The sequence below is a fragment of the Natroniella acetigena genome (genome assembly GCF_023227745.1).
Taxonomy (GTDB): Bacteria; Bacillota; Halanaerobiia; order Halobacteroidales; family Halobacteroidaceae; genus Natroniella; species Natroniella acetigena.
The window spans coordinates 1-15,215 of sequence record NZ_JALKBX010000014.1 but is presented as its reverse complement, the minus strand read 5'-3'; the positions used below and the strand labels follow the sequence as shown (position 1 = coordinate 15,215).

The 15,215-nt window shown below is 34.7% G+C and carries 17 protein-coding genes, 1 pseudogene and 1 riboswitch; all 18 genes and pseudogenes read right to left on the bottom strand.

Features of this window, described 5'->3' with window-relative positions; translation table 11 throughout:
- Window positions 1–67: 67 nt before the first annotated feature.
- The 18 genes and pseudogenes from lysA to MWH25_RS04865 all read right to left on the bottom strand — a co-directional run bounded on the left by lysA (window position 68) and on the right by MWH25_RS04865 (window position 15,001).
- The gene (gene lysA / locus MWH25_RS04950; RefSeq protein WP_248626488.1) at window positions 68–1,384 is read right to left on the bottom strand and encodes a diaminopimelate decarboxylase; all 1,317 of its coding nucleotides are present in this window, start codon (window positions 1,382–1,384) and stop codon (window positions 68–70) included.
- 477 nt (window positions 1,385–1,861) lie between these two features.
- Window positions 1,862–2,039, bottom strand: a riboswitch (Lysine riboswitch).
- A gap of 69 nt (window positions 2,040–2,108) precedes the next feature.
- A pseudogene (locus tag MWH25_RS04945) lies at window positions 2,109–2,617 on the bottom strand (DMT family transporter).
- 509 nt (window positions 2,618–3,126) lie between these two features.
- Complete coding sequence (locus tag MWH25_RS04940; RefSeq protein ID WP_248626484.1) at window positions 3,127–3,411, bottom strand: EamA family transporter; 285 nt, start codon at window positions 3,409–3,411, stop codon at window positions 3,127–3,129.
- Between the two features lie 269 nt (window positions 3,412–3,680).
- A complete protein-coding gene (locus MWH25_RS04935) occupies window positions 3,681–4,628 on the bottom strand; it encodes an acyl-CoA dehydratase activase (protein WP_248626482.1) in 948 nt (315 codons plus the stop codon).
- Window positions 4,625–5,719 carry an acyl-CoA dehydratase activase-related protein gene (locus tag MWH25_RS04930; protein WP_248626480.1) on the bottom strand — a complete coding sequence of 365 codons (1,095 nt, stop codon included), beginning with the start codon at window positions 5,717–5,719 and terminating at the stop codon, window positions 4,625–4,627. The genes MWH25_RS04935 and MWH25_RS04930 overlap by 4 nt, the downstream gene beginning before the upstream one ends.
- 54 nt (window positions 5,720–5,773) lie before the next feature.
- Window positions 5,774–6,694 carry an acyl-CoA dehydratase activase-related protein gene (locus tag MWH25_RS04925; RefSeq protein ID WP_248626478.1) on the bottom strand — a complete coding sequence of 307 codons (921 nt, stop codon included), beginning with the start codon at window positions 6,692–6,694 and terminating at the stop codon, window positions 5,774–5,776.
- Between the two features lie 21 nt (window positions 6,695–6,715).
- Window positions 6,716–8,161 (bottom strand): spore germination protein, encoded by a 1,446-nt coding sequence (locus tag MWH25_RS04920; protein ID WP_248626476.1) that lies wholly within the window; start codon window positions 8,159–8,161, stop codon window positions 6,716–6,718.
- Entirely contained in the window at window positions 8,145–8,723 is a 579-nt protein-coding gene (locus tag MWH25_RS04915) for a stage V sporulation protein AE (protein ID WP_248626474.1), read from the bottom strand. Before MWH25_RS04915 ends, MWH25_RS04920 begins: the two co-directional genes overlap by 17 nt.
- 45 nt (window positions 8,724–8,768) lie before the next feature.
- A complete protein-coding gene (spoVAE, locus tag MWH25_RS04910; protein WP_248626472.1) occupies window positions 8,769–9,122 on the bottom strand; it encodes a stage V sporulation protein AE in 354 nt (117 codons plus the stop codon).
- A 2-nt stretch (window positions 9,123–9,124) separates the two neighbouring features.
- The gene (spoVAD, locus tag MWH25_RS04905; RefSeq protein WP_248626470.1) at window positions 9,125–10,213 is read right to left on the bottom strand and encodes a stage V sporulation protein AD; all 1,089 of its coding nucleotides are present in this window, start codon (window positions 10,211–10,213) and stop codon (window positions 9,125–9,127) included.
- Window positions 10,214–10,226: 13 nt separating this feature from the next.
- The gene (spoVAC, locus tag MWH25_RS04900) at window positions 10,227–10,673 is read right to left on the bottom strand and encodes a stage V sporulation protein AC (RefSeq protein ID WP_248626468.1); all 447 of its coding nucleotides are present in this window, start codon (window positions 10,671–10,673) and stop codon (window positions 10,227–10,229) included.
- Window positions 10,674–10,707: 34 nt separating this feature from the next.
- Entirely contained in the window at window positions 10,708–11,142 is a 435-nt protein-coding gene (locus MWH25_RS04895; RefSeq protein ID WP_248626466.1) for a stage V sporulation protein AB, read from the bottom strand.
- 18 nt (window positions 11,143–11,160) lie between these two features.
- Window positions 11,161–11,805, bottom strand: a complete 645-nt coding sequence (locus MWH25_RS04890) for a stage V sporulation protein AA (RefSeq protein ID WP_248626464.1) — start codon at window positions 11,803–11,805, stop codon at window positions 11,161–11,163.
- Window positions 11,795–11,974 (bottom strand): hypothetical protein, encoded by a 180-nt coding sequence (locus MWH25_RS04885; RefSeq protein WP_248626462.1) that lies wholly within the window; start codon window positions 11,972–11,974, stop codon window positions 11,795–11,797. The genes MWH25_RS04890 and MWH25_RS04885 overlap by 11 nt, the downstream gene beginning before the upstream one ends.
- A gap of 86 nt (window positions 11,975–12,060) precedes the next feature.
- Window positions 12,061–12,846, bottom strand: coding sequence for a SigB/SigF/SigG family RNA polymerase sigma factor (locus tag MWH25_RS04880; RefSeq protein ID WP_248626460.1), 786 nt, complete (start codon window positions 12,844–12,846; stop codon window positions 12,061–12,063).
- Window positions 12,847–12,856: 10 nt separating this feature from the next.
- The gene (gene spoIIAB, locus MWH25_RS04875) at window positions 12,857–13,285 is read right to left on the bottom strand and encodes an anti-sigma F factor (RefSeq protein ID WP_248626458.1); all 429 of its coding nucleotides are present in this window, start codon (window positions 13,283–13,285) and stop codon (window positions 12,857–12,859) included.
- Between the two features lie 13 nt (window positions 13,286–13,298).
- Entirely contained in the window at window positions 13,299–13,631 is a 333-nt protein-coding gene (locus MWH25_RS04870) for an STAS domain-containing protein (protein WP_248626456.1), read from the bottom strand.
- Window positions 13,632–13,816: 185 nt separating this feature from the next.
- Window positions 13,817–15,001, bottom strand: coding sequence for a D-alanyl-D-alanine carboxypeptidase family protein (locus MWH25_RS04865; protein ID WP_248626454.1), 1,185 nt, complete (start codon window positions 14,999–15,001; stop codon window positions 13,817–13,819).
- Window positions 15,002–15,215 lie beyond the last annotated feature (214 nt).

Sequence of the window (15,215 nt, the reverse complement as noted above, 5' to 3'; positions counted from 1 at the left end):
TACAATTAATAATCAAAAATAAGGACGTACAATTTAAATTGTACGTCCTTAAACTCAATTTCAAAAATTATTTCTCTAGTCTAGCTGGTATTTTATCATTAGCTATCAGATCTTGATAACTTTCTGGTTCAATAATCAGATCAATTTGCTCCTCATTAACCAAGATCATACCTGGTCTAGTCAAACCATTATAATTATTACTCATTGAATAACCATAAGCCCCTGTACAAGAGATCAATAATAAATCATCTTCTTCTACTTTAGGTAATTCAATCTCTCTAATTAAAATATCTCCTGATTCACAACATTTCCCTGTAATTGTAACTTCTTTAATCAAAGGTTGCTCAACCTTTGTAACTAAACATGCTTCATACTCAGCCTCATATAAAGCAGGTCTGATATTATCAGACATCCCTCCATCCACTGCTACATATGTTCTAATTTCGGGTATTTCTTTAATCGAACCAACTCGATACAGGGTAGAACCAGCAGTCCCTACAATTGAACGACCTGGCTCATTAATTACTTTAGGTAGCGGAATTTCTAACTCATCACATTTTTTCTTAATTGCCTTAGTAACAAGCTCAGCATATTTTTCAATATCAGGCTTCTCTTCCTCTTCAGTATAAGGAATCCCGATGCCCCCTCCTAAATTCAACTGTTCTAAAATAATACCAGTCTCATCCTTAACATCTTCCATAAATTCTAACATGATATCGACTGCTTTAGCAAAAGATTCTAATTTGAATATTTGGGATCCAATATGGCAATGAATTCCTACTATATTTAAGTTTGTTAATTTCTGAGCCTGTTTAATTCCAACTAACGCTAATCCATTTTGAATTCCTAATCCAAATTTAGAATCAGTCTGTCCAGTCTGAATATAACTATGAGTGTGAGCTTCAATTCCTGGCGTAACTCGTAATAGAATATCAACCTGCTTATCATTTTCAGCAGCTAGATTATTTAACAACTCAAGTTCATAATTATTATCTACAATAAAGTAACCAATTTCAGCCTCTAAAGCCATCTCAATTTCAGCAGGTGTCTTATTATTCCCATGAAAATAAATCTTTTCTGCAGGAAAATCAGCCTCTAAAGCTGTATATAACTCTCCTCCAGAAACAACATCTAACCCTAAGCCTTCTTGGTCAATAATTCTTGTCATACTTAAAGACATAAAGGCCTTACCAGCATAAATCGTTTCAGAATTTGGATACCACTTCTCGAAAGCTTGCCGATAAGCTCGACAGTTCTTTCTAATTTCAGGCTCATCTAAAATATATAAAGGAGTCTCATATTCTTTAGCAATATCAACCAAACTATGTCCTGCAATTTCTAACTCACCTTGCTCATTAATTTCCATTGTTCCTTGTAATTGCATCAACTTACTCCTTTCTCTCTACTCTCATTATAAACTATTATTATATTAATTAAATCAAAAAAGTTATGAGACAACCTCTTGACGCTCCACGGAGCAAGCTCACGTGGATTCCTCATTCCTAGAAACAAGCCTATTTCTGCTTAACATCAAGTGTTAAGTAAGAAATTAGGTCTTACAGTTTCTCCAGAGGCTTAGAATCCCGTACGCCCTACGGTAGATATGATTTTTATGTATTTCACGAAAAGTCTTGCTTTTTAGACTTGTAGACTGACGATTAAGGAATTCTGATACCTTGAATATTTTACCTACGTGTCTTAACAGACACTTCGTAATAAATTCGCAATAGAGGAGCTTGGTTATCGCTTCAATTCCTATTGCAGTGCTTTCTACATGAATGGTTTTTGAATTTTAAAACCATGAATCTCCATATATTCAGTTTTTAGATTTACCTTAACTTATTAGTAGTATATCATATTTTTTTAAAATAGCACTTACATCTCGAGGGCAAGCCCATCGGGTTTTACGTGCAAATTCTATAACCATAAATAACCTCAACCCTAATCTCAAAAACTTAGAATTTCGGCAGCCCTCCCTTTCAGTTTCAGCAAATTAGCAGCTAAAAATCACTCTTAAGCACTGCACCTCTATCTTATTTTTATTAATTTTAAGATAGAATAACATAATTATTTAACCTTGTCAACTCTGTAACACTAAACTTATAATTTTAAAGCTCAACAGAATCATCAAGATTCATTTGGGAATTCTTTACTTTGTCGCCTTGAGAAAAGTAATTTGTTCCCCACACTCCAATTAAAATCATCACTCCTCCTACAGCTTGAAACCAGTAAAAAGGCTCATCTCTAAAAACTACTCCTGCAATTACTGCTACAATAGGAGTAAGATTAGTAAATACCGCCGAACGGGAAGCCTCAATCTTAGATAACATAAAATCAACATAAAGAAAGCCACTACAGAAGATAAAATCCCAAGGTAAATAATGGCTATTATAGTTTCAATTTTCATTAAAGGAAAAAAATAAGTAGTTAACTCACCAGCTAATAAATGTTGAATAATTGCTACTCCATTAAATACTATAGCACCAACCACCATCATAACATAAGTTATCTCTACTGGTTTAAACTGTAAAGAAGACTTTCTAGATAAAATATTATAGATTCCTCCTGCTAATACTGCTCCTAATAATAAAAATATACCTGTTAACCTAGTTTCCATCTCTCCACTGCCAGCCATCAAAATAATAAACACAACTCCTATTACTGACAGAATAGTGAACCTCTCCATCTAAATCAAAAATAAGATTTAGATGGAGCTTCGCTATACTTCACAAATACCATATAGGTATAGGTTACTAGTAGCTTTAAGTGAAGTTTGTATTTTAAGTTTCCTCTACAAGTGTAGATTACCTTATTCACTAGGGGCTGTCCACAAACCCAATATCCTTACTAGACTATATTAGTCTTTCAGGAATACCATTAATCCTTACGATACCTTGAATATTTTACACAAACAAGGATTAGTGTTTGCAACTCCATATATTCACTTTTACGATTTACAGGCAAAGCCTGTCAATGTTCCACTACAAGGGGCTGAACCTAAGTTGTAGGTTAGCATTACTATTTTTTGCAACCTTGTAACTAGTATTATATCATATTGATTTAAATATTTGAAGGTATTTAACCTTATAAATATTATCCAAATTCATCCCCACCTAAATCACAGATTTAGATGGAGTTTTCTTTGAATGTTTTAGATAAAAAATATGTTACAGGTTGGAATAAAACTAGTAAAAATAAACTATGTAGGTTTTTATTAGTAAAATTTATTTCAATTATATTCATTAACTTCAATATAGTTAATAATATGACAGCACAAGTAAATCTAAAGCCTAATAATTGAAACGGACTCATTAACTCTAGAGCTTCCTTAGTAAACATAAAAGAAAATCCAAAAATAAATGCTGCAATTATTCCAGCTAACATGGCTAAGTATTCCTCTTTTTTTATCATTTAGCCTCACCTCTAATTAAAAGTCTCTATAATTAATTAAAACATATTTGAGGCTAATTAACAATATCAAAATGAGATAAAGCGTAACTTTTCATCCGTATTATTCTTACGAAGCCATGATTCTGTGTAGGGTCGCCCGTGGTTTAACAGGGGCAGGCACAGAGACCTGCCCCTACAGAATTTTTTTACTGATTCCTTATTTCAAATTCCTGATTCCTGTGGCACAAAAGTGCCACAATATTGTAATTAAGTATCACTTTCAAAGGGTTTTATACCGCTTCCCATTTAGGACATTTAGAACCCCAACGAGCAATTACTTCATCACCTTGATGAATATTGATTACTTCACAAGAATTAGGACAGCCCTCACATTCAAAACTAGAAGCATGATAATTAAAATCTGTTGTATTAAACCCTTTAAAATCTGTTCTTCCTTTTTCATTAACTGCCTCCTGGGCCAACACTGCTGAACCTATCGCTCCCATCACATCATAATACTCAGGAACTACTACTTCTAATCCTAATTCTTCCTCAAAAGCAACCTTAATTCCCTCATTAGCCGCTACTCCACCTTGAAAGACGATTGGCCCTAAAATCTCCTTGCCCTGTGCAACATTATTTAAATAATTTTTAACTAATGCCTCAGATAGTCCTGCTATAATATCTTCCACATTATGTCCTAGCTGCTGTTTGTGTATCATATCAGATTCTGCAAAAACTGAACAACGACCTGCTATCCTGACTGGAGCATTAGCTTGTAAGGCCAATCCGCCAAATTCTTCAATTGAAATATTTAAACGACTCGCTTGCTGATCTAAAAAAGAACCTGTTCCAGCTGCACAGACAGTATTCATGCCAAAATCTACTACTACACCATCCCTTAAAACTATTATTTTAGAATCTTGGCCGCCAATCTCTAATACCGTCTGTACTCCAGGTACAACTGTTGAAGCAGCTACTGCATGGGCTGTAATCTCATTTTTTACAGTATCAGCACCAATTATCACTCCAGCCAACTGTCGAGCACTCCCTGTTGTTCCTACTCCCGAAATTTCACAATCAACCCTATCTTTAATCTCCATTAACCCTTTTTTAATTGCTTTAATCGGTTGACCTTCAGTTCTTAAATAAAGCTTTTCTATTACCTCTTGTTCTTCATTGATTATAGCAATATTAGTACTAACCGATCCTACATCAACCCCCATGTAACCTTTCATATTACCTTCTCCTTCCTACTTTTTCTTTCTAATAAATCTATAAAGGCTTCTAATCGAGTAACATATCCTGCTTCTCCGGTATGTTCATCCATTGTTAAAGATAAAACCGGTATATTTAGATCTCTACTAACCGTAGGTAGAATACTTTCTGCTATAATCTCTGGCATACAAGTAAAAGGAAAGAGCTGCACCACACCATCATAGCCTTTCTGAGAATATAAGACCGTCTCTCCTACCGATTCTAATCCATGCCCTCCTACAAAATGATTAAGATAAGGCTGAGCTACTTCTTTTACTTTCTTCCCTTCTTGATCTCGCTTTAAAAAACTAGGGAAGAGATGTCCTTCCATCCAATCAGTTAAATAGATTGATTTATCAACTAAAACCCCCTTCTCCCCTAACTTTTTTTCAATCTGTAGATTAGTAAATGGCTCCAGAACTACATAAATTTCACCTACTAGTCCTACTTTTAAAGGCTCAAAATCCTCATCCCGTTCTAAATTATTAAACTCTTCTTCAATTAAACCTACTTTAGTTTCAACTTCTTCAATTGTCTCTGCTTGACGAATTAACTTAAGTCCTCTTTCATAAACTTCACTTGCTCGATAACGATTAATTAAGTAAGACCTAGTTTGATTAGCAATCCGATTGAGCTGATCAACCGCTTTAGCTTTGGCCCATCCTTTCTGCCAGGCACTTTTAATCTTAGTAATTGCTATATTACCAACTAATAATTTTATAGTTTTGAATAACTCTTTCCAATCTCCCTGTAACGGTTCTAAAATTATCATTTCAAAATCATAACCTAAATCCTCTAAAATTTCTTCTTGCACTTCTCCATAATATCCAAAGCGGCACGGGCCAACTCCCCCACCCATTAGAATCGTATCTGCCCCTTGCTCTAAAGCTTCTATATAATTACCTACATTCATTTTTAAAGGTAAGCAAGCAAATTCTGGAGAATGTTTAACACCTAGATCTAATGTCTTTTTCGTAATTGGAGGTGGTACAACAACTTCTAATCCCAACTCTTTAAGCATACTCTTAACTGGAATTGACATCGTTCCCATATGGGGAAAAGTTACTTTCATAGAATTTACACTCCCTTCTTCTCTCTATCCAATAGCTTTACAATAATCTTTGCTTTAAACACCTTCCCATTGAATCATATCTACAAATGCTTCTAACCTAGTAACCAATCCTGCTTCTCCCGTATGTTCATCCAAGTTAAGAGTCATAAATGCTTGACCATCTCTTTTCTTAGCTTCTCGTTCTATCATTTCACCAACTAATGAGTCTGGTCCACATCCAAAAGCAGTTAGTTGAATAATTCCATCAATCTCTTGATTAGAAAAGAAATAATGAGCTGCTCCCATCATCTTTTTACCCAATGTCCAAAACATATCCTTAGATAAATTTGATAAACCTACTCTCATAGCTTGAGGAGTCAACATCTCTGGAGTAACAACCTCGACTCCCATCTCCTTTAACTTTTCAACCAGATTCATACTTATATGAGAATCATAAATGATATACTCATGACCTAAGATAGCAATCTTATATTGAGCATCATCATCTTTAGCTTCTCTTAATCGCTCGCGATGTTTCTTTAATGCTCTCCACCCTTTCCAACAGGCCTTGCTGACTTGCCAATAACCTTTATCTAAAACTTCTCCAACCTCTAAAACAGATTTTACTAAATTACTCTTTTTAGTTTTCAAGTCAATAGTCGTATCAATAATAGGTGGTAGATCATTGATACTATACCTAACCATATCTGGCAACCCCATAAACTTAGGACAGATATACTCCTTATTTTCTATGCTGACCACCCGAGGGATAAATAAGTAATCAACTTGATTTTGCAGTTTCTTAACATGTCCCAAAAATAACTTAACAGGTAAACAGGCCTCATCAGGGGCCAATTTGACTCCAGCATCAATTACTTCTTTATTAGATTGACCCGACTCTACCACTTTACAATCTAACTCAGTAAAAAAAGCTTTCCAAGCAGGAGAATATCTATGATAAAATAAAGCTTGTGGTATTCCTACTCTTTTGTTCATCGAATCTCTCCTTTATTATAATTATTCAAAGTCCTTTGCTCCTGGTACTTTTCGTCTTCTATCTTTTAAAGATAAGATTGATTGTCTAAAGAGATAAGTCTTTAAGGCACTCCAATCAAATGGAATCAATGGCCACAAATAAGGGGTTCCAAATGACTTACTCAAAACAAATAACAAGAAGATCAAAATCAGTCCTGCAATCAATCCAGGTGCTCTTAGAAAAACAACTAAAAGAATTAATCCAAAGCGCATCAATGATAAGGTCAAAGATAACTCATATCCAGGTAAAGCAAAATTACTGATCGCACCAATTGCTAAATAAAGAATTGTTTCTGGATCAAATAGTCCTGTTTCCACAGAAAACTCACCTAAGATCAAAGCGGCAATTAAACTGAGTGAAGTAGCTAACGCAGTCGGTGTCTGAATCGAGGCAATTCTGATTAAATCAATTCCTACAGTAGCTATCACAAATTGCCAACCTAAAGGCACTGTCCCTGGATCCTTAGGACCAATAAATTCTAGTGCCTCAGGTAACCATGCTGGCCCATAAGCTATTAATAACCATAAAGGTGGTAAGACCAATCCAATAACTACTGCTACTAATCTTAACAAATTGAAGTAAGTACCAGGAACAGGTGATTGACGATACTCCTCTAAATTCTGTGTCTGATCAAAGAAGGTTGATGGTAAAATCAATACCGTCGGCGAATTATCAACCACTACACAGATCTTACCTTCCAAGATATGGGCGGCTGCTATATCAGGACGGTTGGTATATCTCACTTTAGGTAGTGGGTTTAACGTATCTCTAGTTAGATAATCTTCAATTGTCCGATCAGCTAGCGGCAAACCATCTACATCAATCTCATTAATCCTTTCCTTTACCTCTTCAACCAATTCTAAATCAGCATAATCTTTCATATAAATAACTGAAAGATCACTATTAGCTTTCTTTCCCGCTTGTAAAGCCTCTACTCGTAAGCTAGCATCACGAATTCTTCTTCTAATTAATTGAACGTTAAACATCATCGTCTCTACAAAACCATCTTCAGAACCACGAGTTGCTTTTTCCAATTCAGGCTCTTCTGGCCCTCTAGCTTCCCAAGTCCTAGCATCAATAACAATTGCCTTATCTTCTCCATCAATTAAAAGCACTTGTGGCCCAGATAAGGTCTCTAGTACCACGTCATCTACCGTCTCTACAACATCAGCTTCTGCCACTGGTAGTCTAGTTTCTATTACTTTTTTAATTGCATCAACACTTAAGTCTTGTCTCTTAGCATACATTAAATAAGCTAAAATTTGATTTACTACTTCATCCTTATTAAACCCTTGAATAAAGGCTAAAGCAGCATCTTTATCTCCAATCTTAAATTCTCTAATAGTAAAATCAAAGGTTTTATCTCCATCAAACCTATCTTCTATCACCTTTATATTTTGAGCTAATTTCTTATTTAAGTCCATCATCTCTTCCACTCCTCTTGAGTATCTCCTTAATTGCCTTGGTAGTTATTGGAGCTCCTAAATGGCAATTATCCTTACCCTCCATCTTTCCCAAGTCTCCTATACCAACAACTATTACATCTTCAAATTCATTGATTACGTCAACAGTATCCCCTTCTAATATAGTATGATTTGCCTCTTCTTTTTTTCCGGATTTATCTACAGGTAGCTCTACAAGCTCACCTTCTTGAGTAATTGAACAGGTCGGTTGAACCCCTTCCACTTCCTTAGCCTTGGAAGCTACAGCTACTACTCCTAATACATCAATATTGTCAGATTCAGCTACTACTTTCATCGCCGTTTCTCCTCGTCCACAATTCAAATCGCCCTGATCATCAAACATAACTACAACTAATTCTCCAGAACAGTTATTAATCTCCTGTACTAATTCAGCCCCTGAACAAGGTGTTGGATTACCTGCTGATTTTGTAATGACTTCTAAACCTAAATTTTGGCTAGCTTTTTCAACTGCTTTCCGAGCTGTCTTATCTCCATCTGTAACCATTATAACCTCTTTTGCTTTCATTATCCTTCTCCCTTATTGTATTTATTTTGAAGCAATAATATACATTTATTCCTTGGGTTTAAAGATAGCAGCAGTTAAGAAACCAATGATTATTGAAGCAGTAATCCCAATACTTCCTTGTTCTAATACCCCAGCAAACAATCCTAAAAAACCATCCCGTTCTACTTCCATTAAAACTCCACTGGTCAAAATATGTCCAAAGTTCATTACGGGTACAGTAGCCCCTGCTCCAGCTATATCTATTAAAGGCTCATAAAGACCTAATCCAGATAAAATTGCACCAGTAACAACAACACCAACCAATAGATGAGCTGGAGTATAGTTAGTAAAGTCTAAAAACAGTTGCCCTAACGCACAAATTAACCCTCCAACTAAAAAGGCCATGATATATAGACTCATTTTTATCCCTCATTTCCAGATAAATTTTCTACTTTATTGGCTAACTTACTTCTAATACTTGGTCTGCCTATTCCTGGAGTTAACTGCCCTGTCTTCTCTAATACTACTGCATGAGCAATACAGGGGATCGTCTCTCCTTGCAAAAAAGTTAAAGGACTCAATAATGCCCCAGTTCCTAAAACTAAAACTTTATTGAAATTTCCATACATTATCTGTGGTAATAAATAAGAAGCAGTTACTACAGCAGAACAACCACAACCACTTCCTCCTGCCCCTGCCTTTTGATTTGAATTATAAATCATTACTCCACAATCATCATAATTATCTTGAATTGAACAACCCTTTTCTAATAACAATTCTAAAAGTAAACTCTTTCCAACTTCACCTAGATCACCAGTTACAATTAAGTCATAATAGCTAGGATCACGACCCGTATCTTCTAAGTGTTGGATAATGGTATCTGCAGCAGCTGGAGCCATAGCCGAGCCCATATCATTAGGATCCTTTACCCCTAAATCAATAATCTTTCCTAATGTTGCTGAGGGAATTTGGACTCCTCCTTGTTGATTACTTAAGATCATGGCTCCTGTTCCAGTTACAGTCCATTGTTTATAAGGGGGATACTTATCCCCATATTCATTAGGCGTTCTAAACTGCCTTTCAGTCGCTTGATAATGACTGGAAGTAAAAGAAACAACTTGATTAGCTGCTCCACCACTGACCATCATTCCACCTACTGCTAATGACTGAGCCATTGTAGAACAAGCACCAAACAGACCTAAATATGAAACTGGAAATTTTCGAGCAACAAAATTAGAGGCTATAGTCTGATCTAATAAATCTCCTGCTAATAAACAATCGATTTGATCTTTAGAAAGTTTTACCTTTTCTAAAACAAGATTCAATACATCCTCTGTCATCTTTATCTGGGCTTGCTCCCAGGTTTTTTGATTATTATATCCATCGCTGATTACTTCATCAAAATACTCTCCTAAGGGCCCAGCCTCCTCTTTCTTACCTACTATAGAAGCTGAAGAAATAACTTGAGGAGGATCGATAAACTTTACTGTCTGTTGACCTAACTTTTTCATTTTTTTCACCCCGCTATCCTAGTAATAGTTTAATAACCCCAATTAAAAATGCTGATAAGATTCCATAAGTTATAACTGGCCCAGCAACTGAATAAATCTGTTTTCCTAACCCTAAAATATATCCTTCCTGCCTATACTCCATAGCCGGAGCTACAATTGCATTAGCAAACCCCGTAATAGGAATAATCGTCCCTCCTCCAGCAAACTGAGCTAGTTCATCGTAAACACCAAATCCAGTTAAAACAGCACCAACTAAAATTAAGATTAACCCAGTATAAGAAGCTGCATCAGTTAACTCTAAACCTGTACCAACTAATAACTCAATTATGATCTGACCTATTAAACAGATCAACCCTCCAACTAGATAAGCACTGAAGAAATTTTTAACTTTAGAATCAGAAGGTTGATATTTCTTAACCAATTTATTATATTCTTCTTGTGTTTTATCGATCTGACTCATAATAATCCTCCTAGTTTTACTCTTTTTTTAATGATCAAGGTGGCCATAAAGTAGGAAATAGCCAATAAATTAGTGAACCAATTGCCTTGCCTAAAATTATAATAGCTAATAGCTCACCCAAGTAGCTTTGCAAACCCAATCTCCTACTTAAAATAGGTAGTACTTTTAAAACCTCTGTTAACGCTCCTGCTAATAATCCAATAAAAATTCCAAATATAAACCCCATCATAATCACCAAAACAGTATTAATTATATTAATAGAAGGTAACTTCCACTTATAAAATTGAAATTTCGTAGCAAGTAAAGGGCCAACTATCACTAATACTTGATACAACTTAATATATTCTTTTGAATCACTGACTTGAATCAAGCGGGGGATAACATCTAAAACTAATAAGAAAGCAACCAAAGCTGTTCCTACCACAACTCCTCCTGCAAAACCGGTCAGAATTAAGATAAAAGCCCTCACTCAGTCACCACCTAACATTTAATTATTACTCCCCCCTTTTTTTGCTTCTTTTGTCTTTTGATTCAAGGAGAATTGATTCACCTTATTTTCATAAAGATACATCTCCATCTCTAAAGGGCTAGGATCATCATCCAATTTATATTTATAGATGTAATTAAAAAAGACTATCATCCCACAAGCTATCCCAATTGAATAAGGAATCTGCAATAAGAGTGGATTCTCCTCAAACCTACCCATAATTAGTTGATATAATTGTTGATGAACAGCTACCATATTAACATCAGCATGAAAATTCATAATAGCCATTCCTGAACCTAAAAATAAAACGACACTGACTGCAGCAATATATAGCTTAGAAGGCTTGTCCTGATTTTTCTTATTTTTAGAGCCTTTATTAATATCAACAATTACATCAGCTTCCCCTAAATGTTCAATCGTTGCTTCAGGAAATTGGCCCTTAATAGCTCGAATAATTTCTAAAGCTGTGATAATCATTGACTGACCAGTTTCTTTAGTTACCTCTTTAACATATACTTTTTCTAACTCTTCTTGCTTATCTTCAGCAGTAATAACCTCTGCTAAATTTCCCACCAATAACTTTTGATTGGGTTTTGCCTTGACCACCCTTTTAACCCGCAAAAATATCTCGAATTTACCAATCATTAATCTCACTTCTCACTTCCAGATTAAGTTGAGTTCCATCAACTTTTCTAGCTCTAGATGAAATTTCATCATTCATAAAAAAACTACCCCAAAAATATAAAGTAACTAAGATTACGACCACACTAAAAGCTATTATCAATAGTATTTTATTCAAATCAAGATCAATCATAGCTATATTCACCTCTCTTAATAAGTCTCGTTTCTACAACTTATTATACACAATTTAATAAAATTTAATGCAAAAAGGACAGGTGTTCAACACCTGTCCTTTTTTTCCAGCTCTTTCTTAATTAAAGCCAATATTCTCTTTTCTAATCTAGAAACATGAGCTTGGGAAATCCCTAATTTTTCAGCAATTTGACTCTGAGTCTGATTAGCAAAATATCTTAACTTGATTATCTCTCTTGCTCTTTGATCAATTTTTTCTAAAATCTGTTTGATAAATAATTTATTCAAACTTACCTCATACTCATCATTAGAATCAGCTAATTGATCAATCAACTCTAATCTCCCAGCCCTATCACCACAGTCATAAACTCTAGCATATAACGAAGTAGGTTCTTGAACTGCTTCTAAAGCTCTAATTATCTCTTCTGGGGCTAAATCAAGTCGTTGGCTTAACTCTTTAATTGTAGGTTCACGTTTCAACTTACCCTTCATCTCTTCTTTAATCTGCTTGATCTTACTTGCTTTCTCCTTTAAATTGCGACTTATCTTCATTCGATCATTATCCCTTAAAAAAACTTTTATTTCTCCAATGATTAATGGCACAGCATAAGTAGAAAAATGCACCTCTTTACTCAAATCAAAGCGTTCAATAGCTTTGATTAATCCTATAGTTCCTATCTGAAAGATATCCTCTAATGAATAAACAGCATTTTTAAAACGATGAACAACCTTTAAGACCAACCTTAAGTTATGTTTAACTAATTTGTCTTTTGCCTGTCGATTCCCTTGTTGACTTTCAGCTAATAACTTCTTCGTCTCCTTTTGAGACAAAAGTTTATGCTCTTTAAGATTAATGTTTGCTAATCCTTCCATTTCTCTACCCCTAATTAACCTGTTGTTTTTCTTGAGCAGGAACTTTAACCATTCTTAATTCAGTTCCCACACCCAACTTTGATTTCAACTCAAACTTGTCCATAAACGATTCAATAAAAGCTAACCCTAATCCCATTCTATCAGTTGTTGTATAAGAAGACTGACAGGCTTGCTCTATATCTTCAATCCCCTGCCCTTCATCCTTAATAATTATTTCTAACTGCCCTTCATAAATTCTCAACTTCATCTTTACTTTACCTACTTGATCCTGGTAGGCATGAATGATAGCATTCGATACCGCTTCTGAAATTGCCACTTTGATTTCTTCAATTTCTGCTAATGTAAAATTTAATTGGGAAGCAAATGACGCTGCTGTTACTCTGGCTAATCCTACATTACTAGATCTACTATCAATAATTAACTCAACCTGATTTTCCATAACTGTTCCCCCTTTAAATTTTGTCCAATACCTCCTGTTTTGAAGAGTAGATATCGATAATTTTTAAAAGCCCAGAGACCTCAAAGATCCTTTCTACCTGTGGCGTAATATTTATAGCTCCTATATTACCTCCTTTTTGATTAATCTTCTTATAAACTCCTAAAATTGCTCCTAATCCTGAACTATCAATAAACTCAATTCCATCTAAATCTAGAATTAAATTATCAATTTCAGTAGTTAATTGATTACTTATCTCTGTACTAAAATAATCTGCTGTATGAAGATCAAACTCTCCTTCTAATTCAATAAACAGATTATTAGTCAACTGTCTACAATTTACCTCCATTCTTCTTCTCCTCCTTTGCCCCTTTTACATAACATTTAGATATAAACCATTTTTTTCCTGCTAGTATTCGCTTTTTATTCGTTAAAAAGACAAAGTTGCCAATTGGCAACTTAGCTTAAATAAATTATTCTTAACTTTTTACTGAATCCTTTCTAGTTTAAAAGAATTACTGTCACCAATTAAATTTAAGAATAATTAATTAAATTACTAATAAATTTCTTAAGCAATAAAGTTATTAATTCGAATAAATTAGCTTGATCCACTTCTTCTGCAGCTACCAAATCAACCTGACCTATCTGCTCTCCATTCTTGATAACTATAATTTCTCCTATATCGTCTCCTGCGTTAATCGGAGCAATAACTTCTTGATCAAGCCAAATTTGCTTTTTAACTTCACTTTCCTCACCTTTAATTACAGAAACCGTCAAATCTTCAGCTGCAATAGCAGTCACCCGTTCACTCTTTCCTTTAAATACATCGACTTGACTTACTTCTACTCCTTTTTCTATAATATCAATTGCTTGATGAATATTAAAGGCATAAGATAAGAGTTCTCTCGTTTCTCCAAATCGAACCTTTGAATTAGGAGCATTCATCACTACAGTAATAAATCTCATTCCTCTTTGACTAGCAGTAGCCGATAAACAAAACCCTGCTTCCACTGTATATCCTGTTTTAAGCCCATCTGCTCCCTCATAAAATCTCACTAAATCATTTGTATTACGCAAAAAAGAATCTCCATCCCGCAAATGATCTATCCAAGTGGATGTATATTCTAAAATCTGTGGATACTTTAATAGCTCCCTAGACATTAGAGCAATATCATAAGCAGTTGTATAATTACCTTCTTCCCCCTCCTCAGTAATAGGTAGACCATTTGTATTCTTAAAATAAGTATTTTCCATTCCTAACTCCTCAGCTTTTTCATTCATTGCTCTAACAAATTCTTCCTCTGTTCCATACAAATACTCTGCTACAGCTACACACGCATCATTAGCAGACACAATAGCTATTGCTTTCAACATTTCTTTTAAAGTCATCTCTTCTCCTGGCTCTAACCAAATCTGTGAACCTCCCATTTCTGCTGCATGTTCACTTGTTGGAACTTTATCTGTTAATTGTGCTCTCCCTTCTTCTATAGCTTCCATTGTTAATAACATAGTCATAATCTTAGTAATACTTGCTGGTGGCTTCTGCTGATGGGGATTCTTTTCATAAAGTATCCTACCTGATCTAGCATCCATTAAAACTGCAGATTCAGATTCAAGATTAAAATCAGGAACTTCAACAGCTAAAACAGATTGAGATATCAAAAAAATTAATAAACAGAGAAATAACCAACTAATTATAGACCGTCTCCACAAAATCATAACTTCCTCCCCTCACATTCTTACTAATATTTATTAACTCTTTTCAACAAGTATGATTGTAAAAAAAAGGGAAGGTTTAAGCTCAAGATTAATATCAGAGTAAGCCAATCATTAAAATCAATTTGCGATTTACATTATATTGATATATAGTTTCACTTTTAAAATTAAAATCTGCAACCAATAAACTTCAAAATCAGTTGCGAGAGGGCTAAAA